This is a genomic window from Streptomyces vulcanius, assembly GCF_042653945.1.
In the GTDB taxonomy this organism is placed as follows: domain Bacteria; phylum Actinomycetota; class Actinomycetes; order Streptomycetales; family Streptomycetaceae; genus Streptomyces; species Streptomyces mangrovi.
Map to the genome: position 1 here is coordinate 132,644 of NZ_JBHSFK010000005.1, position 21,444 is coordinate 154,087.

General features: G+C 72.5%; 20 protein-coding genes. 11 read left to right on the forward strand and 9 right to left on the reverse strand.

The annotated features are described in order from the left end of the window. The first annotated feature begins 74 nt into the window (after positions 1-74). The 3 genes from ACFPIH_RS09560 to ACFPIH_RS09570 all read left to right on the forward strand — a co-directional run bounded on the left by ACFPIH_RS09560 (position 75) and on the right by ACFPIH_RS09570 (position 3,494). A complete protein-coding gene (locus tag ACFPIH_RS09560) occupies positions 75-1,544 on the forward strand; it encodes an Ig-like domain-containing protein (RefSeq protein WP_381165524.1) in 1,470 nt (489 codons plus the stop codon). Positions 1,545-1,641: 97 nt separating this feature from the next. Then, positions 1,642-2,583 carry a sortase gene (locus ACFPIH_RS09565; RefSeq protein ID WP_381165522.1) on the forward strand — a complete coding sequence of 314 codons (942 nt, stop codon included), beginning with the start codon at positions 1,642-1,644 and terminating at the stop codon, positions 2,581-2,583. A gap of 35 nt (positions 2,584-2,618) precedes the next feature. Beyond that, complete coding sequence (locus ACFPIH_RS09570) at positions 2,619-3,494, forward strand: phosphate ABC transporter ATP-binding protein (RefSeq protein ID WP_381165520.1); 876 nt, start codon at positions 2,619-2,621, stop codon at positions 3,492-3,494. Between the two features lie 44 nt (positions 3,495-3,538). On the opposite strand, the gene ACFPIH_RS09575 is transcribed toward ACFPIH_RS09570, so the two are convergent. From ACFPIH_RS09575 to ACFPIH_RS09585, 3 genes are all read right to left on the reverse strand, one after another. Then, positions 3,539-5,170, reverse strand: a complete 1,632-nt coding sequence (locus ACFPIH_RS09575; protein WP_381165518.1) for a phospho-sugar mutase — start codon at positions 5,168-5,170, stop codon at positions 3,539-3,541. A 71-nt stretch (positions 5,171-5,241) separates the two neighbouring features. Then, positions 5,242-6,066 (reverse strand): purine-nucleoside phosphorylase, encoded by an 825-nt coding sequence (locus tag ACFPIH_RS09580; protein WP_381165516.1) that lies wholly within the window; start codon positions 6,064-6,066, stop codon positions 5,242-5,244. A 105-nt stretch (positions 6,067-6,171) separates the two neighbouring features. Further along, the gene (locus tag ACFPIH_RS09585; protein ID WP_381165514.1) at positions 6,172-6,609 is read right to left on the reverse strand and encodes a gamma-glutamylcyclotransferase family protein; all 438 of its coding nucleotides are present in this window, start codon (positions 6,607-6,609) and stop codon (positions 6,172-6,174) included. A 95-nt stretch (positions 6,610-6,704) separates the two neighbouring features. Between ACFPIH_RS09585 and ACFPIH_RS09590 the strand changes: the two genes are divergently transcribed. Both ACFPIH_RS09590 and ACFPIH_RS09595 read left to right on the forward strand, forming a co-directional pair. Continuing rightward, positions 6,705-8,144 (forward strand): NAD(P)H-quinone dehydrogenase, encoded by a 1,440-nt coding sequence (locus ACFPIH_RS09590; RefSeq protein WP_381165512.1) that lies wholly within the window; start codon positions 6,705-6,707, stop codon positions 8,142-8,144. Between the two features lie 100 nt (positions 8,145-8,244). Continuing rightward, positions 8,245-9,207: a DeoR/GlpR family DNA-binding transcription regulator gene (locus tag ACFPIH_RS09595; protein WP_381165510.1), complete on the forward strand. Its 963-nt coding sequence runs from the start codon at positions 8,245-8,247 to the stop codon at positions 9,205-9,207. A 134-nt stretch (positions 9,208-9,341) separates the two neighbouring features. On the opposite strand, the gene ACFPIH_RS09600 is transcribed toward ACFPIH_RS09595, so the two are convergent. Then, on the reverse strand, positions 9,342-11,114 hold the full coding sequence (locus tag ACFPIH_RS09600; protein ID WP_381165508.1) for an acetyl/propionyl/methylcrotonyl-CoA carboxylase subunit alpha: 1,773 nt from the start codon (positions 11,112-11,114) through the stop codon (positions 9,342-9,344). Positions 11,115-11,464: 350 nt separating this feature from the next. Here ACFPIH_RS09600 and ACFPIH_RS09605 point away from each other — a divergent pair, with 350 nt between their 5' ends. Beyond that, on the forward strand, positions 11,465-11,938 hold the full coding sequence (locus ACFPIH_RS09605) for a hypothetical protein (protein WP_381165506.1): 474 nt from the start codon (positions 11,465-11,467) through the stop codon (positions 11,936-11,938). Here the strand turns inward: ACFPIH_RS09605 and ACFPIH_RS09610 are convergent. From ACFPIH_RS09610 to ACFPIH_RS09625, 4 genes are all read right to left on the reverse strand, one after another. Continuing rightward, the gene (locus tag ACFPIH_RS09610; protein WP_381165505.1) at positions 11,907-12,512 is read right to left on the reverse strand and encodes a nucleoside triphosphate pyrophosphatase; all 606 of its coding nucleotides are present in this window, start codon (positions 12,510-12,512) and stop codon (positions 11,907-11,909) included. The two genes, ACFPIH_RS09605 and ACFPIH_RS09610, sit on opposite strands and share 32 nt — an antisense overlap. Before the next feature lie 23 nt (positions 12,513-12,535). Further along, entirely contained in the window at positions 12,536-12,664 is a 129-nt protein-coding gene (mmpB, locus tag ACFPIH_RS09615) for a morphogenic membrane protein MmpB (protein ID WP_381165503.1), read from the reverse strand. Positions 12,665-12,759: 95 nt separating this feature from the next. Next, positions 12,760-12,969, reverse strand: coding sequence for an acyl-CoA carboxylase epsilon subunit (locus ACFPIH_RS09620; protein WP_381165501.1), 210 nt, complete (start codon positions 12,967-12,969; stop codon positions 12,760-12,762). A 9-nt stretch (positions 12,970-12,978) separates the two neighbouring features. Then, on the reverse strand, positions 12,979-14,571 hold the full coding sequence (locus ACFPIH_RS09625) for an acyl-CoA carboxylase subunit beta (protein WP_381165499.1): 1,593 nt from the start codon (positions 14,569-14,571) through the stop codon (positions 12,979-12,981). A 112-nt stretch (positions 14,572-14,683) separates the two neighbouring features. Here ACFPIH_RS09625 and ACFPIH_RS09630 point away from each other — a divergent pair, with 112 nt between their 5' ends. Next, the gene (locus ACFPIH_RS09630) at positions 14,684-15,547 is read left to right on the forward strand and encodes a biotin--[acetyl-CoA-carboxylase] ligase (RefSeq protein WP_381165497.1); all 864 of its coding nucleotides are present in this window, start codon (positions 14,684-14,686) and stop codon (positions 15,545-15,547) included. Between the two features lie 147 nt (positions 15,548-15,694). Then, entirely contained in the window at positions 15,695-16,807 is a 1,113-nt protein-coding gene (locus tag ACFPIH_RS09635) for an adenylate/guanylate cyclase domain-containing protein (RefSeq protein WP_381165495.1), read from the forward strand. Between the two features lie 44 nt (positions 16,808-16,851). Here the strand turns inward: ACFPIH_RS09635 and ACFPIH_RS09640 are convergent, their stop codons facing one another. Next, positions 16,852-17,502 (reverse strand): hypothetical protein, encoded by a 651-nt coding sequence (locus ACFPIH_RS09640; RefSeq protein WP_381165493.1) that lies wholly within the window; start codon positions 17,500-17,502, stop codon positions 16,852-16,854. A 224-nt stretch (positions 17,503-17,726) separates the two neighbouring features. Here ACFPIH_RS09640 and ACFPIH_RS09645 point away from each other — a divergent pair, with 224 nt between their 5' ends. From ACFPIH_RS09645 to hutH, 3 genes are all read left to right on the forward strand, one after another. After that, positions 17,727-18,530 carry an enoyl-CoA hydratase/isomerase family protein gene (locus ACFPIH_RS09645; RefSeq protein WP_381165491.1) on the forward strand — a complete coding sequence of 268 codons (804 nt, stop codon included), beginning with the start codon at positions 17,727-17,729 and terminating at the stop codon, positions 18,528-18,530. 111 nt (positions 18,531-18,641) lie between these two features. Beyond that, the gene (locus ACFPIH_RS09650; RefSeq protein WP_381165489.1) at positions 18,642-19,790 is read left to right on the forward strand and encodes a GGDEF domain-containing protein; all 1,149 of its coding nucleotides are present in this window, start codon (positions 18,642-18,644) and stop codon (positions 19,788-19,790) included. 86 nt (positions 19,791-19,876) lie between these two features. Next, entirely contained in the window at positions 19,877-21,415 is a 1,539-nt protein-coding gene (gene hutH / locus ACFPIH_RS09655; protein ID WP_381165800.1) for a histidine ammonia-lyase, read from the forward strand. Positions 21,416-21,444 lie beyond the last annotated feature (29 nt).

The following is a 21,444-nucleotide window of genomic DNA, read 5'->3' on the forward strand; positions in this document are numbered from 1 at the left end:
GGCCGGGCACCGTCAGGTGCCCGGCCCCACGCGCTGTCCGTACACCCGTCAACCGACCCCGGGGGGGCAACGAAATGACTGTGCTCCATACCTTCCGAAGAACGGCCGCCGCCCTGGCCGCCTGCGCCCTGCTCGCCCTGGGTCTTGTGACCCTGACCGTGTCCCAGCCCGCCCGTGCGGCCTCCGTCGGCGAGTTCACCATGACACCCGGCACCGGCAGCCTGAGCGGCGCGCAGGCCATCGCCGGTTCGATAACACTTCCCGGCAAATGCCCCGACTACAGCATCGAGGACATCAACTACAACAGCGCCCTCAACCTGTACGTCGTCAAGGCGGACGGCACCGAGGCGGTGGTGCTGAGGGGAGTCACCAACAGCGCCCCCTACAGCGCGGCGGCCTCGACGCTCTCGCTGGCCGCGGCGGACAACCCGGGGGTCGAGGTGAAGAGTCTCTCGGACATCATCTCGGGCGACGGCACCTACGAGCTGCGGGTGCGCTGTGTGGACAACTTCTCCTTCGCCGTCCCGACGGAGGATCAGGTCCCGAACGACCCGTACTGGTCCCAGAAGATCACCGTGACCGGTGACAACTGGGTGGTCGGTGAGGGCGCGACGGCCACCAGTGTCAGCGTGGACAGCGCCACCCGCGACGTCGAGCCCGCCGCCGAGGTCGCCCTGACCGCGACGGTCTCGCCTGCCGAGGCGACCGGCAAGGTCACCTTCCTGGAGGGCACGACCACGCTGGGCGAGGCCACCGTCGCGGGCGGCAAGGCCGAGTTCAGGACGTCGACGCTGACCCAGGGCCGACACGACATCACGGCCAGGTTCACCCCCGGCAGCACCGCCCAGTGGGGCACTTCGGAGTCCGAGGCGATCACCGTGCTCGTGTATCCCGCGGACTACGAGATCCACGACGCCGCCGACAAGCGGCTGGCTCAGGAACCGGAGCTGGAGCGCGGCCAGAAGGTCAAGCTGATCGTCCGGGGCTGCACGGCCGGTACGGCGTACAAGCTGACGATGACCGGCAACGAGGCCGATTTCCCCGCCGCCACGGCCGACGCCAACGGCGTCGCGACCTGGTCGTCCCTCACCGTCCCCGAGGACGCGGTCGCCGGCCGGTCGTTCTGGACGTTCACCGCGGCCGGCAAGAACTGCAAGGTCAACGGCGGCACGGGCGCGGACTTCACCACCGCGTCCTTCACGCTCGGCGAGCCGTCGGACTCGACGGACGAGCCCACGGACGACCCGACGGACGAGCCCACCGACGACCCGACGGACGAGCCGACGGACGAGCCCACCGACGGCACCTCGGGCGGCGACACCTCCGGTACGACGTCCGGCACCGGTGGCGACTCAGGCTCCGGTTCCGGTTCCGGTTCCGGTTCCGGCGGAACCTCGACGGCCGGCGGCGGCCTCGCCTCCACCGGCAGCGAGATCGCGCTGGTCTCCGGCATCGGCGCGGTCGTCCTGTGCGCGGCCGGCGTCATGTTCTTCCGGTACGGACGCCGGAGCGGACTGCTCACCTTCGGCGAGCCCCGCGTCTGACGGCGCACGCAAGGGAGCACGGGCGGCGGGCCACACCCGCCGCCCGCGCCTGTCGTTTCTCCACCACGCACCGCCTCACCTTCACAGGAGCGCCCCCGTGACCGTGCTGTCCCCGCCTCCACCGGCTCAGGCCCCGCCGGCGCCGGCGCCCGCGCCAGATCCGGCGCCCGCCTCCGGGCGGGCCGCGCTCGAGCGCCCCGGCCTCGCGTTCGCCGGCGCCGCGCTGTGCGTGCTCGCCGCCCTGATGCTGGGCTTCGCGGCCAACCTGACCATCGTGGGCCACCTCCAGCACGCCCGCGACCAGGAGACCGCCTACGACGAGCTGCGCCGCGAACTCGCCCTCGGCACCGCACCGGTGGGGCAGCGGTCGTACGAGGGGAAGATGCTGGAGCCCGGCGCGCCGATCGCGCTGCTGCGGATCCCGGCCATCGGCCTGAAGGAGGTCGTGGCGGAGGGCACCACCTCCGGCGTGCTCATGTCCGGCCCCGGCCACCGCCGCGACACCCCGTTCCCCGGACAGGCCGGCACCAGCTTCGTCATGGGCCGCCAGTGGGGGTACGGCAGCCCGTTCAACGACATCCACCAGCTGCCCGTCGGCGCCGAGATCCGGGTGACGACCGGCCAGGGCACCGCCGTCTACAGGGTCTCCGGCGTTCGGCACAAGGGCGACCCGCTGCCGGCCACGCTCCAGCAGGGTCAGGGCCGGCTCACGCTGATCACCGCCGACGGCGGCCCCTACACGCCCACCGGCACGGTCCGGGTCGACGCGACCCTGACGTCCGCCGTCCAGCCCGCCCCGGCCCGTCCGCTGACCCTCGGCTGGATCGACGAGTCCGAGAAACCGCTGGGCGGTGAGGGCGCCGCCTGGCTCCCGGTCTTCCTCTGGTCGCAGGCGCTGCTGCTCGCGGCCCTGCTCACCGTGGCCGCGTACCGCGTGTGGGGCCGCTGGCAGACCTGGATCGTCAGCGTGCCCGTCCTCGCCGCCCTCGGCCTCGCCGTCTCCGGCGCCGCCACCCGACTGCTGCCCAACCTGCTCTGATCGCCTGCTCTGATCGACGAGGAGTCCAACCCATCATGTCCGAGACGACTGACACGACCGCCACGCTCGTCGGCGAGACCCCGGCGGAGACCGTGCGACTGCCGAAGGTGGCGAGCGTGCAGGCGGCCGGGAGCAACCCGGCCACCCTGGAGGCCGACTCCATCTCGGCCTGGTTCGGCGACCACAAGGTCCTGGAGCAGGTGTCGCTCACCATGCCCGCCCGCAAGGTCACCGCGCTCATCGGCCCGTCCGGCTGCGGCAAGTCCACCTTCCTGCGGATCCTCAACCGCATGCACGAACTGGTCGGCTCCGCCTCCCTCGCGGGCCGGGTGCTGCTCGACGGCGACGACATCTACGACCGCGGACGCCGCATCACCCACGCCCGCCGGCAGATCGGCATGGTCTTCCAGAAGCCGAACCCGTTCCCCGCGATGTCGATCTACGACAACGTCACCTCGGGTCTGAAGCTGGGTGGCATCAAGGCCGGCCGGGACGGCAAGGACGCCCTTGTCGAGGAGTGCCTGACCAAGGCGGGCCTGTGGAAGGAGGTCCGCGACCGCCTCCGGCAGCCCGGCGGCGCCCTCTCCGGCGGCCAGCAGCAGCGCCTGTGCATCGCGCGCTCGCTGGCGGTACGCCCCCGTGTCCTCCTGATGGACGAGCCGTGCTCGGCCCTGGACCCCACCTCGACGCGACGCATCGAGGAGACGATCCACGAACTCTCCGAAGAGGTCACGATCGTGATCGTCACCCACAACATGCAGCAGGCCGCCCGGGTCTCCGACCAGTGCGCGTTCTTCCTCGCCGAACAGGGCACCCCCGGCGGGATCGTCGAACACGGCCCGACGACCACGATGTTCGACAGCCCCCAGGACCCGCGCACCTCGGACTACGTGAACGGACGCTTCGGCTAGTCGTCGAGCCATATCGAGCCGGCGCGTGACGCCCCGGAGGTGGGTCAGATGCCGGCGGCGGCCGACAGATCCCGCTTGATCGCGGCGAGGAGATCGTTCGCCCTCACCCGGGCTTCCGGGAGACCGTCGTGGGCGGCCACCGGGACGACGACCTCCAGGTAGCACTTCAGCTTCGGCTCGGTACCGCTGGGGCGGACGACGACCCGGGCGCCGTCCAGGGTGTAGCGCAGCCCGTCGGTCGGCGGGAGCCGGTCGGTGCCCTGAGCGAGGTCCTCCGCGCGGGTGACCGAGAGCCCGGCGAGGGAGGCCGGGGGCTGCCGGCGGAGCTGTTCCATGGCACGGGCGATGACGGACAGGTCCTGCACCCGGACCGACAGCTGGTCGGTGGCGTGCAGCCCGTGCTCCACGGCGAGGTCGTCGAGGAGGTCGAGGAGGGTGCGGCCCTGCTCCTTCAGCTCGGACGCCAGCTCCGTGATCAGCAGCGCGGCGGTGATGCCGTCCTTGTCGCGCACGCCCTCCGGGTCCACGCAGTAGCCGAGGGCCTCCTCGTAGCCGTAGCGCAGGCCCTCGACGCGGGCGATCCACTTGAAGCCGGTGAGGGTCTCCTCGTGCGGCAGTCCCGCCTTCTCGGCGATCCGGCCGAGAAGGGACGACGACACGATCGACTCGGCGAACACGCCCCGGGCGCCCCTGCGGACCAGGTGGGCGGCGAGGAGCGAGCCCACCTCGTCACCGCGCAGCATCCGCCAGTCGCCGCCGTCGGGGACGGCGACGGCGCAGCGGTCGGCGTCCGGGTCGTTGGCGACGATCAGGTCGGGGGCGCTCGCGCGGGCCTGTGCGAAGGCCAGGTCCATCGCGCCCGGCTCCTCCGGGTTGGGGAAGGAGACGGTCGGGAAGTCCGGGTCGGGCTCGGCCTGCTCGGCGACCAGCACGGGCGCGGGGAAGCCGGCCCGCTCGAAGGCGGCGAGCAGGACGTCCTTGCCGACGCCGTGCATCGCCGTGTAGACGGTGCGGGCGGTGCGCGCGGAGCCGGGCGCGAGGACGGCGTCCGTACGGGCGAGATAGGCGTCCAGGACGGAGTCGTCGAGGATCTCCCAGCCGGCGTCCGGGCGCGGGACGTCCGCGAGGCTGCGGACCGCCTCGATCCCGGCGGCGATCTCCGCGTCGGCGGGCGGCACGATCTGCGAGCCGTCGCCCAGGTAGACCTTGTAGCCGTTGTCGCGGGGCGGGTTGTGGCTGGCGGTGACCTCGACTCCGGCGACCGCGCCGAGGTGCCGTATGGCGTACGCCAGGACGGGCGTGGGGAGCGGGCGCGGTAGTACGGCGGCCCGCAGTCCCGCGCCCGTCATCACCGCGGCGGTGTCGCGGGCGAAGTCGGCGGACTTGTGGCGGGCGTCGTAGCCGACGACGACGAGGCCGCCCCGCTGCCCCTTGCCGTCGAGGTACGCGGCGAGTCCGGCGGCGGCGCGGATCACGACCGAGCGGTTCATCCGCATCGGCCCCGCGCCCAGCTCGCCGCGCAGACCCGCCGTACCGAACTGGAGGGTGCCGCCGAAGCGTTCGGCCAGTTCGGTGACGTCCCCGGCCTCGATGAGCCCGGCCAGCTCGGCGCGCGTCTCGGGGTCGGGGTCCTCCGCGAGCCAGGCCCGGGCGCGGGCGAGGAGATCGTCGTGCACGGTGGTCAGCCTCCGGTCGTGTGCTGGTCGACGCCAGTCGGTGTCACTCGGTCAGTTACCCGGTCACGCGCCTACAGCCGCCCGAGCACCTGCGCCAGCAGCGACCCCATCCGCGTCGCGCTGTCCCGCCCCGCCTGAAGAACCTCCTCGTGGTTCAGCGGCTCGCCCGTCATCCCCGCGGCGAGGTTCGTCACCAGGGAGATGCCCAGCACCTCCGCCCCCGCCTCACGCGCCGCGATGGCCTCGAGCACCGTCGACATGCCCACCAGGTCCGCGCCGATCACGCGGGCCATGCGGATCTCGGCGGGCGTCTCGTAGTGCGGGCCGGGGAACTGGGCGTAGACGCCCTCCTCCAGCGTGGGGTCGATCTCCTTGCACAGGGCGCGCAGCCGCGGCGAGTACAGGTCGGTCAGGTCGACGAAGTTCGCGCCGATGATCGGGGACGCCGCCGTGAGGTTGATGTGGTCGCTGATCAGGACCGGCTGACCGGGGCGCATGCCCTCGCGCAGACCGCCGCAGCCGTTGGTGAGGACGATGGTCTTGCAGCCCGCCGCGACCGCCGTACGGACGCCGTGCGCGACCGCGGCGACCCCGCGCCCCTCGTAGAAGTGGGTGCGGCCGAGGAACACCAGGGCGCGCTTCTCGCCGGTCCGGTACGAGCGGATCCTGCCGCCGTGGCCCTCCACCGCCGGCGGCGGGAATCCGGGCAGGTCGGTGACCTGGAGATCGGCGTCGGGCGCGCCCAGTGCGTCCACCGCCGGGGCCCAGCCGGAGCCCATCACGAGGGCGACGTCGTGGGTCTCGGCGCCGGTCAGTTCGCGCAGGCGGGTCGCGGCGGCGTCGGCGGCGGAGTGGGGGTCGCCCTGGATGTCGTCCGGGAGAAGAGATGCGTTCACGCGGATGAGGGTAGCCGGTCCTGGCCTACGCGCGTAGATGACAGAGCCCACGGGAAGGCGATCGTTGCGTTGTCGTTTCCAACCGGTCCGCCCGGGTGCCCGCCCTCAGCAGGGCCTTTTGCGCAGTTCCATCACGTAGTCGTGCGGCGCCCCCGCCGACTCCGCCGCGTCCGCGATCTCGCCCAGGTAGCGGGCGGAGGGGAGGCCGCCCTCGTAGCCGTCGAGGACGTAGACCCACGCGCCCGTCTCGCCGTCCAGGGTCTGGACCCGGACCTTCATACGGCGGTAGATGCCGAGGCCGACGCCCTCCCAGCGGTCCAGGGACTCCTCGTCCATGGGGGTGATGTCGTACAGGGAGACGAAGACCTGGGAGAGGGGGTCCTCGACGACGGTCGCCAGCGCGCCCTCCCAGCCCATGTGCTCGCCGCCGAAGGTCAGCCGCCAGCCGTTGAGCCAACCCGTCGCGCGCAGGGGCGAGTGCGGGGCGCGGCGGGTCATCAGCCTCGCGTCGAGATTGCCGGCGTACGCGGCGTAGAGCGACATGCGACGAGAGTACGGCAGCCCGCACAGGCGTCACTCCGGTCACAGAAGGCCCTCGCACAGCCCCGGACGCGTACCACCGCGGCCGGTGCGGGACAATGGAGCATGTGACTCGGATCGTGATCATCGGTGGCGGACCCGGCGGCTATGAAGCCGCCCTGGTGGGCGCTCAGCTCGGCGCGGAGGTGACCGTCGTCGACTGCGACGGTCTGGGCGGGGCGTCGGTGCTGACCGACTGCGTGCCGTCGAAGACCCTGATCGCTACGGCCGAGGTCATGACGACCTTCGACTCGTCGTACGAGGAACTCGGCATCATCGTCGCCGACGACACCCCACCGCTGGAACAGGCGGCCCGGGTCGTCGGCGTGGACCTCGGCAAGGTCAACCGGCGGGTGAAGCGGCTCGCGCTCGCGCAGTCCCACGACATCACCGCCTCCGTCACGCGTGCCGGCGCGCGCGTGCTGCGCGGCCGCGCCCGCCTGGAGGGCATGCAGGCCCTCGACGGCTCCCGCAAGGTCGTCGTCAGGGCCGCCGACGGCACCGAGGAGACCCTCACCGCCGACGCCGTCCTGCTCGCCACCGGCGGTCACCCGCGCGAGCTGCCGGACGCCCGGCCCGACGGCGAGCGCATCCTGAACTGGACCCAGGTCTACGACCTCGCCGAGCTCCCCGAGGAGCTCATCGTGGTCGGCTCGGGTGTGACGGGCGCGGAGTTCGCCGGCGCCTACCAGGCCCTCGGCTCCAAGGTCACCCTGGTCTCCTCCCGCGACCGGGTGCTGCCCGGCGAGGACCCGGACGCCGCCGCCGTCCTGGAGGAGGTCTTCCGCCGGCGCGGCATGAACGTCATGGCCCGCTCCCGCGCCGAGTCGGCCAAGCGGGTCGGCGACCGCGTCGAGGTCACCCTCTCCGACGGACGGGTCATCACCGGCTCGCACTGCCTGATGGCCGTCGGCGCCATCCCCAACAGCGAGGGGATGGGCCTCGAGGAGGCCGGCGTGAAGGTCAGCGAGTCCGGCCACATCTGGACCGACAAGGTCAGCCGGACCACCGCCCCCGGTGTGTACGCCGCCGGTGACGTGACCGGCGTCTTCGCGCTCGCGTCCGTGGCCGCCATGCAGGGACGTATCGCCATGTACCACTTCCTCGGCGACGCGGTGGCCCCGCTCAACCTCAAGACCGTCTCCTCCAACGTCTTCACCGACCCCGAGATCGCCACCGTCGGCTACTCCCAGGCGGACGTGGACGCGGGCCGGATCGACGCCCGGGTCGTCAAGCTCCCGCTCCTGCGCAACCCGCGCGCCAAGATGCAGGGCATCCGCGACGGCTTCGTCAAGCTGTTCTGCCGCCCCGGCACCGGGATCGTCGTCGGCGGTGTGGTCGTCTCGCCGCGCGCCTCGGAACTCATCCACCCCATCTCGATCGCCGTGGACAACAATCTGACGGTCGAACAGATCGCGAACGCCTTCACCGTGTACCCGTCTCTTTCGGGGTCGATCGCCGAGGTGGCACGGCAACTGCACACACGGCGCGAACTCTGAGGAGCGTCCTATACCACTCCCCGACCTCCTGTGCGAACAACTTCTACTATTCGGCGCAAAGAGCTGAAAGCAGACGGTCGCCCGCGTTACTGTCAGTTTCGTGTTCGCTGCAGAACGTCGTCAATTGATCCTCGAAATGGTGCGAGCGAACGGGGCCGTATCGCTCCGTGAACTCGCCCGCGTCGTCCAGACCTCCGAAGTGACCGTACGGCGGGACGTGCGCGCGCTGGAGGCAGAAGGACTCCTCGACCGCCGGCACGGCGGTGCGGTATTGCCGGGCGGTTTCACGCGGGAGTCCGGCTTTCCGCAGAAATCCCATCTCGCGACCGCCGAGAAAACCGCCATCGCGGACCTCGCCGCCAACTTCGTCGAAGAGGGCGAGGCCATCGTGGTCGGGGCGGGTACCACCACCCAGGAGCTGGCCCGCCGGCTCGCCCGGGTGCCCGGGCTGACCGTCGTCACCAACTCCCTCCTGGTGGCCCAGGCCCTGGCCCACGCCAACAGAGTCGAGGTCGTGATGACCGGCGGAACCCTCCGCGGCTCCAACTACGCCCTGGTGGGCAGCGGAGCCGAACAGTCCCTCCAGGGCCTGCGTGTCTCCCGCGCCTTCATCTCCGGGAGCGGGCTGACCGCCGAGCGCGGGCTGTCCACGTCCAACATGCTGTCGGCCTCCGTCGACCGGGCTCTCGTCCAGGCGGCGGCCGAGGTCGTCGTCCTCGCCGACCACACCAAGCTCGGCACCGACACCATGTTCCAGACCGTGCCCACGGACCTCATCACCCGGCTGGTGACCGACGAGCCGCCGGCGCACGACGACCGTGCCGCCACGGAGCTCCAGGCACTCGCGGACCAGGGGGTGCAGATCGCCGTGGCCGGGGCGGCGGGTGGCCAGGGGGGTGACCCGGTCCCGGCGCGCGCCCAGCAGCGCCGGGACGTACCGCTCCCGGCACCGCGTCGGGGCCAGGTCCCGGGCGTCGCGGCCACCCTGCGGGCGAACGGCGCCCTGGGTGAACAGTCGCCCGGATCGGAACGGGCGCGCGTGGCGGATCTGCGGAGGCGGTGACCTCCGGCGGTTGGGCGGGTATGCGGCGCGGGCCGTTGCCGGGGGCTCCGCCCCCGGACCCCCGTCGGCCCTGAACGGGCCTCGTCCTCAAGCGCCGGACGGGCTGTTTTCCCGGCCGGCGCTTGTCAGGTGAGTCAGTCCTTGATCTCGCAGATCGTGGCACCGGACGTGACCGATCCGCCGACCTCCGCCGCGAGGCCCTTGACGGTCCCGGAGCGGTGCGCGTTCAGGGGCTGTTCCATCTTCATCGCCTCGAGTACGACGATCAGGTCGCCCTCCTTGACCTCCTGACCCTCCTCGACCGCGACCTTCACGATCGTGCCCTGCATAGGGGAGGCGAGGGTGTCGCCGGAGGCCACCGGGCCGGACTTCTTCGCGGCGCGGCGCTTGGGCTTGGCCCCGGCGGCGAGGCCGGTGCGGGCCAGGGTCATCCCCAGAGAGGCGGGGAGGGAGACCTCCAGACGCTTGCCGCCGACCTCGACGACGATCGTCTCGCGGTCCGCGTCGTCCTCGGTCTCGGCGTCCGTCGGGACGGCGAAAGGCTTGATCTCGTTGACGAACTCGGTCTCGATCCAGCGGGTGTGGACCGTGAACGGCTCGGCGGAACCGGTGAGTTCGGGAGCGAAGGCGGGGTCCTTGACGACCGCGCGGTGGAAGGGGATGGCCGTGGCCATGCCCTCGACCTGGAACTCCTCCAGCGCGCGGGAGGCCCGCTGAAGGGCCTGCTCGCGGGTGGCACCGGTGACGATCAGCTTGGCCAGGAGCGAGTCCCACGCCGGGCCGATGACCGAGCCCGACTCGACGCCGGCGTCCAGGCGCACGCCCGGACCCGACGGCGGGGCGAACGTCGTCACCGTGCCGGGAGCGGGCAGGAAGCCCCGGCCCGGGTCCTCGCCGTTGATGCGGAACTCGAAGGAATGGCCGCGCAGCTCGGGGTCGCCGTAGCCGAGGGCCTCGCCGTCGGCGATCCGGAACATCTCGCGGACCAGGTCGATGCCGGCGACCTCCTCGGTCACCGGGTGCTCGACCTGGAGGCGGGTGTTGACCTCCAGGAAGGAGATCGTGCCGTCCACGCCGACCAGGAACTCCACCGTGCCGGCGCCGACATAGCCGGCCTCCTTGAGGATGGCCTTGGAGGAGGAGTACAGCTCGGCGACCTGCGCCTCGGAGAGGAACGGCGCCGGGGCCTCCTCGACCAGCTTCTGGTGCCGGCGCTGGAGCGAGCAGTCACGCGTGGAGACGACGACCACGTTGCCGTGGCTGTCGGCCAGGCACTGGGTCTCCACGTGCCGCGGTTTGTCCAGGTAGCGCTCCACGAAGCACTCCCCGCGCCCGAAGGCGGCGACCGCCTCGCGGACGGCGGAGTCGTACAGCTCCGGGACCTCCGCGAGGGTGCGGGCGACCTTGAGGCCCCGCCCGCCACCACCGAACGCGGCCTTGATCGCGATCGGCAGCCCGTGCTCCTCGGCGAAGGCGACGACCTCGTCGGCGCCGGAGACCGGGTCGGGCGTACCGGCGACCAGGGGGGCGCCGGCGCGCTGGGCGATGTGCCGGGCGGCCACCTTGTCGCCGAGGTCGCGGATGGCCTGCGGCGGCGGGCCGATCCAGATCAGACCGGCGTCCAGGACCGCCTGGGCGAACTCGGCGTTCTCCGAGAGGAAGCCGTAGCCCGGATGGACGGCGTCCGCCCCGGCCTCGCGGGCGGCGTTCAGTACCTTGTCGATGTCGAGGTAGCTGGTGGCCGGGGTGTCACCGCCCAGGGCGAACGCCTCGTCCGCGGCCCGGACGTGCAACGCGTCCCGGTCCGGGTCGGCGTAGACGGCCACACTCGCGATACCGGCATCCCGGCACGCCCGCGCCACGCGGACTGCGATTTCGCCACGGTTGGCGATGAGCACCTTGCGCACGATTGAGGCTCCCTCCTTGAAACAAGCCGAGTTTAGGGACTGCCGACACGGCGCATCGACCCGTCCCCAGAGGTGAGCTTGCCCACACGGAGCGTGATGCGTGGCTCACTCGACCGCGAAATCGCTTGTAGTACCGCCGTACGCAGCACTCCTTCGGGCAACCCTAGCCCTCTGATGTGGTCAAGGTCTCTGTGAGAGCGTGCTGCGGCCCACTCCGTTTCTTTGTGGAGTCCCTACGAATGGCCCAATGATTCTTTGCCCCGTGCGGAAACCGGGCGGACCCCTTGTCCCGGGGTTTACCCGTTAGTAGCGTTCGAGACGTCTCGAACGAAGGTGGGTGGGGGCCGGTGATGCGCAGACCGGTGGCGTGGATCGTGGCGGTCGTCCTGTTCGCGGAGGCGTTCGGCGTCGCCCTGCTGAACTGGATCATGGGCATCCTGGTCGACAACCAGAACATGTCCCTGGCCGGCCTGGACCCGGACGTGATGTCGAGGTCCTCGAAGATCGGCGGGATCGTCTTCGGCCTCTACTTCCTCCTGTGCGGGGTGGTCGCCCTGCTGATGGCGGTGCGCAACCGCCCGGCGGCGAGCCTCGGACGGGTCCTGCTGATCAGCGCCGCCGTGGTGCACGCCCTGCTGGGCGCCTTCGCCTGGGGCCTGCTGGGGCTGACCCCGTTCGTGTACCTGATGGTGGTGCTCACCCTGATCGTGCTCCTGCTGATGACGTACGACGCCCAGGGGGCGCCGCCCGCCGCGGAGCAGCCGAAGGCGCCGGAGGACGGGCCCGCGCCGCTCAGTGGTCCGCCGGCGCCCACAACTCCGTGATGCCGACGTCCAGCCGGCCAAGGAGCCGCCGTACGAGGGGCAGGCTGATGCCGATCACGTTGCCGTGATCGCCGTCGATGCCCTCGATGAACGGCGCCGAACGGCCGTCCAGGGTGAACGCGCCCGCGACATGGAGGGGCTCGCCCGAGGCGACGTACGCGGCGACCTCCTCGTCCGTCGGCTCACCGAAGCGGACCACCGTGGAGGCGGTCGCGGAGGCGTAGCGCCCGCTGAGGGTGTCGTAGACGCAGTGGCCGGTCTGGAGCGTCCCCGACCGGCCGCGCATCGCCTTCCAGCGGGCCGTGGCCTCCGCGGCGTCGGCGGGCTTGCCGAGGGCCTCGCCGTCGAGGTCGAGCACCGAGTCGCAGCCGATCACCAGCGCGCCCTTGGCCTCCGGGCGGGCGGCCACGACACTCGCCTTGGCCTCCGCCAGGGCGAGGGCCAGTTCGGCCGGGGTGGGGGCGGTGACGGCGTCCTCGTCGAACCCGCTGACGATCACCTCTGGGGCGAGGCCGGCCTGTCGCAGGAGGTTCAGGCGGGCCGGGGACTGGGAGGCGAGGACGAGTCTGCGCATGCGGTCAGCGTAGTGGCTGGTGGTCATCTCAGGCCCAGCACGATCATCGCCACCACCATGGCGAGGGCGAGGAACAGACCGAGCCGCCTGAAGGCCTCCTGCAGGTCGCGGAGTTCCTTCGGCGGCTCGTTCTTGGGGTCTGACCACAACATGTGTTCAGCGTGCATGTTTTTCTTGGGCGGCGCATGAGTACGGGTACTTAATTGGCGCCCTGTGTTCCAGTTCTGTGCGCGGTTCCCCGCGCCCCTCAGGCCGGCCAGTAGGTGCGGGTCCATGAGGACTCGCCGGGGTGGGGGAGGCGGTGGGCCGCGATCCGCGACGGGTCGGACCATGCGTCCCTGGGGGGTTCCGTGCCGGGCGGTTCGGCTGTTGCCGCCGCGGCGCGGGCTCGGACCACCGCCAGGGCGGCGGCCAGTTCCTCCGGGGTCGGGTTGCCCCGTACGACCTTGATCGTCACAGCGGCTCCTTAGAGGGGGATGTTGCCGTGCTTCTTCGGGGGGAGGGACTCGCGCTTGGTGCGGAGCTGGCGCAGGCCGCGCACGATGTGGCGGCGGGTGTCGGACGGCATGATCACGGAGTCGACGTAGCCGCGCTCGGCCGCGACGTAGGGGTTGAGGAGGGCGTCCTCGTACTCCTGGATCACGCGGGCCCGGGTCGCCTCGACATCGTCCGCCTCGGCGATGGTGCGGCGGTGCAGGATGTTGACCGCGCCCTGGGCGCCCATGACGGCGATCTGGGCGGTCGGCCAGGCCAGGTTGAGGTCGGCACCCAGGTGCTTGGAGCCCATGACGTCGTAGGCGCCGCCGAAGGCCTTGCGGGTGATGACGGTGATCAGGGGGACCGTCGCCTCGGCGTAGGCGTAGATCAGCTTGGCGCCGCGGCGGATGATGCCGTCGTGCTCCTGGTCGACGCCGGGCAGGAAGCCGGGGACGTCCACGAAGGTGACGACGGGGACGTTGAAGGCGTCGCAGGTGCGCACGAAGCGGGCCGCCTTCTCGGACGCCTTGATGTCCAGACAGCCGGCGAACTGCATCGGCTGGTTGGCGACGATGCCCACGGGACGGCCCTCGACCCGGCCGAAGCCGGTGAGGATGTTCGGCGCGTACAGCGGCTGCGTCTCGAAGAACTCGGCGTCGTCGAGGACGTGTTCGATCACCGTGTGCATGTCGTACGGCTGGTTCGCGCTGTCCGGGACCAGGGTGTCCAGCTCCAGGTCCTCGTCGGAGACGGCGAGGTCGGCCTCCTCGGGGAAGACCGGGGGCTCGGAGAGGTTGTTGGACGGCAGGTAGGACAGCAGCTGCTTGACGTACTCGACGGCGTCCTTCTCGTCCCCGGCCATGTGATGCGCCACGCCGGAGACGGAGTTGTGGGTCCTGGCCCCGCCCAGCTCCTCGAAGCCGACGTCCTCGCCGGTGACCGTCTTGATGACGTCCGGTCCCGTGATGAACATGTGCGAGGTCTGGTCGACCATCACCGTGAAGTCGGTGATCGCGGGGGAGTAGACCGCGCCGCCCGCGCAGGGGCCCACGACCAGGCTGATCTGCGGGATGACACCGGACGCGTGGGTGTTGCGGCGGAAGATCTCGCCGTACGCGCCCAGGGAGGCCACGCCCTCCTGGATGCGGGCGCCGCCGGAGTCGTTGATGCCGATCACCGGGCAGCCGGTCTTCAGCGCGAAGTCCATCACCTTGACGATCTTCTGGCCGTAGACCTCGCCCAACGCGCCGCCGAAGACGGTGAAGTCCTGGGAGAAGACGGCGACCGGGCGTCCCTCGACCGTGCCGTAACCGGTGACGACGCCGTCCCCGTAAGGGCGGTTCCTGTCCAGGCCGAAGTTGGTGGAGCGGTGCCGGGCGAACTCGTCGAGTTCGACGAAGGAGCCCTCGTCGAGGAGGAGTTCGACGCGCTCACGGGCTGTCAGTTTGCCCTTGGCGTGCTGCTTCTCGACGGCGCGTTCCGAACCGGCGTGCGTCGCCTCCTGGATACGGCGCTGGAGGTCCGCGAGCTTCCCCGCGGTGGTGTGGATGTCGATCTCTTGACGCTCTTCCGGCTCGGACATCGGGATACGGCTCCCTGCCTGCTCAAAAGGGGGGACGGTTACTCATCCGTAGAGTAGTGGGGGGCCTACCGATCGGCAGTGCGGTGTTCACCACACACCTAGGGTGGCTTGTATGACGCCCCGAGACGCATCAGACGCCAACGGTAGCCGGTGGTCCGATCTGGACCGGCCGCCCCTCAACACCACGGCCCTGCGCCGGGCGCTCGTCCGGGACGGCGGGCTGTGGTCCGAGGTGGAAGTGGTGCAGCGGACCGGCTCCACGAACTCCGACCTCGTGGCCCGCGCCGCCGCCGGGAAGGGCGAGGGCGTGGTCCTGGTCGCCGAGGAACAGACCACCGGGCGGGGGCGGCTCGACCGGCGGTGGACCGCGCCGCCGCGCTCCGGGCTGTTCTTCTCCGTGCTGCTCAGGCCGGACGAGGTCCCGGTCGCCCGCTGGGGGTGGCTGCCGCTGCTCACCGGGGTCGCCGTCGCCACGGGCCTGGCCCGGTCGGCGGGCGTGGACACGGCGCTCAAGTGGCCGAACGACCTGCTGGTGACCGTGGACGGGGAGGAGCGCAAGGCCGGCGGGATCCTCGCCGAGCGGGCCGGGGAGGACGCCGTCGTCGTCGGCATCGGCGTCAACGTCTCGCTGCGGGCCGAGGAACTGCCCGTACCGCAGGCGGGGTCGCTGGCGCTGGCCGGAGCGGTCAGCACCGACCGGGACCCGCTGCTGCGGGCCGTGCTGCGGTCGCTGGAGGAGTGGTACGGGCGGTGGCGGGACGCGGGCGGCGATCCGGCGGCCAGCGGCCTTCAGGAGGCGTACGCGGCGGGGTGCGCGACGCTCGGGCGCTCCGTGCGTGCCGAGCTGCCCGGCGGGCGGTCGCTGGTCGGGGAGGCGGTGGCGGTCGACGGGGACGGGCGGCTGGTGATCGCCACCCGGGAAGGGGTGCAGGAGCCGGTGGGGGCGGGGGACGTAGTCCATCTGCGTCTGACGTGAACTGGCGTGAATGACGAACGGCGGTGAGGCTGGGGAAGCACGATTGCCCCCAGCCGTGTATGTCTCTCGGGAGTGAGCTACCGCACACCTGCCGTAGAGTTGAGGCCGGTCGATACCTGACCGCGGAAGATCGGAAGGGCAGCAGGCGTGACCGTCGACGACACGGGCTCCGTGGATCCCCACGCCGCCGATCAGAGCGAGGACGATCCCCTCGCCCTGCGCCTGGAACAGCTGATTCTCGGCGCCGAGCGGCGCTACACCCCCTTCCAGGCGGCCCGCAGCGCCGGTGTCTCCATGGAGCTGGCGTCGCGGTTCTGGCGGGCGATGGGCTTCGCCGACATCGGGCAGGCCAAGGCGCTCACCGAGGCCGACGTACTCGCGCTGCGGCGGCTCGCCGGTCTCGTCGAGGCGGGGCTGCTGAGCGAGGCGATGGCGGTGCAGGTGGCGCGGTCCACCGGGCAGACCACCGCCCGGTTGGCGGAGTGGCAGATCGACTCCTTCCTGGAGGGGCTGACCGAGCCCCCGGAGCCCGGGATGACCCGCACCGAGGTCACGTACCCGATCGTCGAGCTGCTCCTGCCCGAGCTGGAGGAGTTCCTCGTCTACGTCTGGCGCCGCCAGCTCGCCGCGTCCGCCGGGCGGGTCGTGCAGGCCGCCGACGACGAGGAGATGGTCGACCGGCGCCTCGCCGTCTGCTTCGCCGACCTGGTCGGCTTCACCCGGCTGACCCGCCGGATGGAGGAGGAGGAGCTCGGCGAGCTCGTCGAGGCCTTCGAGACCACCTGCGCCGACCTGGTGGCGGCCCGGGGCGGCCGGCTGATCAAGACCCTCGGCGACGAGGTCCTGTACGCGGCCGACGACGCCGGTACCGCCGCCGACATCGCGCTGCTGCTGGTCGAGACGATGAGCAACGACGAGACGATGCCCGAGCTGCGCGTCGGCATGGCGTTCGGCACGGTGACGACCCGGATGGGCGACGTCTTCGGCACGACCGTCAACCTGGCCTCGCGGCTGACGTCGATAGCGCCCCGGGACGCCGTGCTCGTCGACAGCGCCTTCGCCGAGGAGCTGATCCGCACCGGGGACGCGCCGGCCTCCGAGGCCGAGGCGGCGGAGGAGGCGGCCACCGCCGAGAAGGAGGGCGAGGAGCCCCCCACCTACCGCTTCGCCCTCCAGCCGATGTGGCAGCGCCCGGTACGCGGCCTGGGCGTGGTCGAGCCGTGGCTGCTCACCCGGCGCCCCGGCCCGCCGCCTTCCTAGCCGTCCGGTCCGCGTCGGACAGGTCGGACAAGGACGAGGGATCCTCACAGAGCGGGACTTGCGGCCCTCGGGTGGGTGGGGGCTAGTAGCGGGTCGACGCACAGGCCGATGACCGGTACGCACAGGGCCGGCTGGGCGGGCCGCTGCGTCGCGGGCGCGGAGGGCGGCGGTGCGGGGGGCTCGGTGTGCGGAGCGGGCGGCGGGGCCGGTGCCGCCGGCCGGCGGGGGGCGGGGGTTCTCGTCGGCGTGGGTGCCGGGGTGGGCGTCGCGCGCGGGGCGGCAGGGGCGTAGGTGGCGCCCGGGGTGAGGGCGACAGAGGTGGGGGAGCCCGGGAGGCCCGGGAGGAGGCTCACCTCGGGTGCCGGGCTCGTGTTCGTCCCGCCCATCGGGGTGGGGGGCGTCGGGGTGGCGGCGACGGTGGCCGCCGTGTCGGCCGCCGCGTTGGCCGGGCGGTCCGGAGTCGGGGTGCCGCTGCTGACGGGCTCCGCGGGTGGTTCCGCCTCCGCGGCGCCGATGCCGCGGACGCCGTCCGGGTCCGGGTCCGGGGCCGGCCGGACGAGGCTCAGGACACCGGCGGCCAGCGCCAGGCCGCCCACGGCGAACAGCGCCTTGCGGGGGCGGGGACGGCGGTGTCGGCCGCGCGGCGCCCCTGTCCGCTGCCTGCCGGGCTCCGGTTCCACCGGTGTGCTCGTCATCGCGTCCCCTCCCCGGTGCGTTCGCGCCCCCGTTGCGCCGGGGCGGACGCACGTTATGCGCTCCCATGGGCGGTCCGTGGAGGGTTGGGCGGGATGTCACCCGGACGGGTGGGCGGGGGGTTGGGCGGGCGGTGGCGGGGAACAGTCGCCCTTCCCCGGCCGGGGCGGGGCTGCGATGATCGGGCCGTCGGCAGTTGTTAACCCGCGTTAACCGGGAGGACGTCATGGACGAGGAGCGGTTCGGGGAGTTCGTGGCGGTGCGGCGGCACGGGGACGGCGGGCATGTCGCCGAGCTGGTCCTCGACCGGCCCAAGGCCATGAACGCCGTGTCCAGCGCGATGGCCCGGTCCATCGCCGCGGCGTGTACGGCGCTGGGCGACGACCGGGACGTACGGGTCGTCGTGGTCACCTCGACCCACGAGCGGGCGTTCTGCGTCGGCGCCGACCTCAAGGAGCGCAACTCCTTCAGCGACGCGGAACTGCTGCGGCAGCGGCCCGTCTCGCGCGGGGCGTACACCGGCGTGCTGGAGCTGCCCGTGCCGGCGGTGGCGGCGGTGCACGGCTTCGCGCTCGGCGGCGGATACGAGCTGGCGCTCGCGTGCGATGTCGTCGTGGCCGACCGTACGGCCGTGGTGGGGCTGCCGGAGGTGTCGGTCGGGGTGATCCCGGGCGGCGGCGGTACGCAGCTGCTGCCGCGGCGGGTGGGGGCGGCGCGGGCGGCCGAGCTGATCTTCAGCGCGCGGCGGGTGGAGGCGGCGGAGGCGCGGGAGCTGGGGCTGGTGGACGTGCTGGTGGAGGAGGGGCGGGACCGGGCGGAGGCGCTGGCGCTGGCCGCGCGGATCGGGGAGAACTCGCCGGTGGGGCTGCGGGCGGCGAAGAGGGCGCTGCGGTTGGGGCAGGGGCTGGATCTGCGGGCGGGGCTCGAGGTGGAGGACGCGGCGTGGCGGGCGGTGGCGTTCTCGGGGGACCGGGCGGAGGGGGTGGCGGCGTTCAACGAGAAGCGGCGCCCTGTGTGGCCGGGGGAGTGAATCGGCCGGGTGGGGTGAATCCAGCCCGTCCGGCGCCTCCGGGCAGTGGGGCGTCACCCTACGTACCCGTTCGGTGTCCCCCTTTGCCGTGAATGTCCCTAGCCTGGGGTGATGGGTGAGGACACACGCCTCGTCGCCGTCGTGGCGCTCGCGCAGGGCATGGCTGCCGCGCGGGCGCCTCGGGAGTCGTGGCGGGCCGCCGCGGTGGGGGCGTGCCGGGCGCTCGGGGGCGACTTCGCCGCGCTGTCGGTGTGGGAGCGGGACCTGGGACGGCTGCGGGTACTGGTGAACGTGGGGCAGCTGGCCGTCGGCGAGGAGGAGTTCCCCGAGGACGAGGCCTACCCCGTGCACCAGTTCCCGGAGATCACCGAGTTCCTGCACGAACGCTGGGCGTCCGGCGGCGAGCCCAACGCCTGGGTGGAGATCGCGGAGGGCGCCGCGGCGGGGCGGTCCGGCTACTGCCACCAGAGGGTCGCCGCCCTGCGCCGCAGGGGCCGCGGCTCCTGTGTGGTCGCGCCGATCGTGCTGCACGGCCGGGCCTGGGGCGAGCTGTACGTCGCCCGCGCCGCAGGCACCCCCGTCCTCGACCGCGTCGATGCCGACTTCGCGACCGTCCTGGCCGCCGTGGTCGCCGCAGGCATCGCGCAGACCGAGCGGCTGGAGGAGGCCAGGCGGCTGGCCTTCACCGACGCCCTCACCGGTCTCGCCAACCGTCGCGCCGTCGACGTGGGGCTCGAGGAGGCGATCGAGCGGCACCGCGCGGAAGGTGTCGTCGTCAGCCTCGCCGTGTGTGATCTCAACGGGCTCAAGCGGGTCAACGACACCCTGGGGCACTCGGCGGGGGACCGGCTGCTCGAACGGTTCGGGTCGGTCCTCTCGCTGTGCGGGGCCATGCTGCCGGGGGCGCTCGCCGCGCGGCTCGGCGGGGACGAGTTCTGTCTGCTCGCGGCGGGACCGCCCGCCGACGACGTGGTGAAGGTGGCCGACGAACTGTGCCGGCGCGCCGGTCAGCTGGAGCTCGGTGAGGGCGTGGCCTGCGGGGTCGCGTCCACGGAGGATCCGATCGGGCCGGTCCGCAGCGCCCGCCGCCTCTTCCGGCTCGCCGACGCCGCCCAGTACCGTGCCAAGGCCGTACGGGCCGACCGGCCGGTGGTCGCGGGCCGCGAGGGCCCCGACGACCCCGTCCTACACCTCGCCGACGAGCCGTCGGAGGGGCGGGGGCGGACCGCCGAGCGCCGCCGGTTCCGGGGGAGGCCCTGACCCGGTAAGGGGTGAACCCGGCTCCCGCTGGTGACATCTCCATCTTCACATCTATGTCTTCACTGCGTACGCTCCTGAATATGGATATGCATACAGTGGTGGTGGGGACGTCGGGGGTGACCGCGTCCGACGTGCTGGCCGTGGCGCGCGACGGGGCGCGCGTCGAGCTCTCCGGGGAGGCGGTGGCGGCCCTCGCCGCGGCCCGCGGGATCGTGGCGGCGCTCGCCGCCAAGCCCGACCCGGTCTACGGCGTCTCCACCGGGTTCGGCGCCCTCGCCACCCGGCACATCGGCCCGGAACTGCGCACCCGGCTCCAGCGCAACATCGTCCGCTCGCACGCCGCCGGAATGGGCCCGCGCGTTGAGCGGGAGGTCGTCCGCGCGCTGATGTTCCTGCGGCTGAAGACCGTCTGCTCCGGACGCACCGGCGTACGGCCCGAGGTCGCGCAGACCATGGCCGACCTCCTCAACGCCGGGATCACCCCGGTCGTGCACGAGTACGGCTCCCTCGGCTGCTCCGGCGACCTCGCGCCCCTGTCCCACTGCGCCCTGACCCTCATGGGCGAGGGCGAGGCGGAGGGCCCGGACGGCGTCGTACGCCCCGCTGCCGCGCTGCTCGCCGAGCACGGGATCGCCCCCGTCGAACTGGTCGAGAAGGAGGGCCTCGCCCTGCTCAACGGCACCGACGGCATGCTCGGCATGCTGATCATGGCCCTCGCCGACCTGGACCGGCTCTACAAGTCCGCCGACATCACCGCCGCCCTCAGCCTGGAGGCGCTGCTCGGCACGGACCGGGTCCTCGCGCCCGAGCTGCACGCCATCCGCCCGCATCCGGGGCAGGGCGACTCCGCCGCCAACATGCTCGCGGTCCTCGACGGCTCGGCACTCACCGGGCACCACCAGGACGACGCCCCGCGCGTCCAGGACGCCTACTCGGTGCGCTGCGCCCCGCAGGTCGCGGGTGCCGGACGCGACACCATGGCCCACGCCCGGCTCGTCGCCGAGCGGGAACTGGCGTCGGCCGTCGACAACCCCGTGGTGCTGCCCGACGGAAGGGTGGAGTCCAACGGGAACTTCCACGGGGCCCCGGTGGCCTACGTGCTCGACTTCCTCGCCATCGCCGTCGCCGACCTCGCCTCCATCGCCGAGCGGCGCACCGACCGGCTGCTCGACAAGAACCGCAGCCACGGTCTGCCGCCGTTCCTCGCGGACGACGCCGGCGTCGACTCCGGCCTGATGATCGCCCAGTACACGCAGGCCGCGCTGGTGAGCGAGCTGAAGCGGCTCGCCGTACCGGCGTCGGCGGACTCGATCCCGTCCTCCGCGATGCAGGAGGACCATGTGTCGATGGGCTGGTCGGCGGCGCGCAAGCTGCGGACGGCCGTCGACAACCTCACGCGCGTGCTCGCCGTCGAGCTGTACGCCGCCACCCGCGGTATCGAACTGCGCGAGGGGCTCGCCCCGGCGCCCGCCTCCCGGGCCGTCATCGAGGCCGTACGCAAGGCCGGCGTCGAGGGCCCGGGGCCGGACCGGTTCCTGGCGCCCGACCTCGCGGCGGCGGACGCGTTCGTGCGCGACGGGCGGCTGGTCACGGCGGCGGAGACGGTCACCGGACCGCTGCGGTAGGACGACAGCGGGGGCCCCGCCGTACGGCG

Bases quoted from the DNA above. Each gene is read 5' to 3' on its own strand.
- ACFPIH_RS09645 (WP_381165491.1), top strand. From the start codon at position 17,727: ATGGACGAGGAGCGGTTCGGGGAGTTCGTGGCGGTGCGGCGGCACGGG.
- ACFPIH_RS09590 (WP_381165512.1), top strand. From the start codon at position 6,705: ATGGAGCATGTGACTCGGATCGTGATCATCGGTGGCGGACCCGGCGGC.
- ACFPIH_RS09650 (WP_381165489.1), top strand. From the start codon at position 18,642: ATGGGTGAGGACACACGCCTCGTCGCCGTCGTGGCGCTCGCGCAGGGC.
- ACFPIH_RS09605 (WP_381165506.1), top strand. From the start codon at position 11,465: ATGCGCAGACCGGTGGCGTGGATCGTGGCGGTCGTCCTGTTCGCGGAG.
- ACFPIH_RS09640 (WP_381165493.1), bottom strand. From the start codon at position 17,502: ATGACGAGCACACCGGTGGAACCGGAGCCCGGCAGGCAGCGGACAGGG.
- ACFPIH_RS09630 (WP_381165497.1), top strand. From the start codon at position 14,684: ATGACGCCCCGAGACGCATCAGACGCCAACGGTAGCCGGTGGTCCGAT.
- mmpB (WP_381165503.1), bottom strand. From the start codon at position 12,664: ATGTTGTGGTCAGACCCCAAGAACGAGCCGCCGAAGGAACTCCGCGAC.
- ACFPIH_RS09570 (WP_381165520.1), top strand. From the start codon at position 2,619: ATGTCCGAGACGACTGACACGACCGCCACGCTCGTCGGCGAGACCCCG.
- hutH (WP_381165800.1), top strand. From the start codon at position 19,877: ATGCATACAGTGGTGGTGGGGACGTCGGGGGTGACCGCGTCCGACGTG.
- ACFPIH_RS09560 (WP_381165524.1), top strand. From the start codon at position 75: ATGACTGTGCTCCATACCTTCCGAAGAACGGCCGCCGCCCTGGCCGCC.
- ACFPIH_RS09625 (WP_381165499.1), bottom strand. From the start codon at position 14,571: ATGTCCGAGCCGGAAGAGCGTCAAGAGATCGACATCCACACCACCGCG.
- ACFPIH_RS09585 (WP_381165514.1), bottom strand. From the start codon at position 6,609: ATGTCGCTCTACGCCGCGTACGCCGGCAATCTCGACGCGAGGCTGATG.
- ACFPIH_RS09610 (WP_381165505.1), bottom strand. From the start codon at position 12,512: ATGCGCAGACTCGTCCTCGCCTCCCAGTCCCCGGCCCGCCTGAACCTC.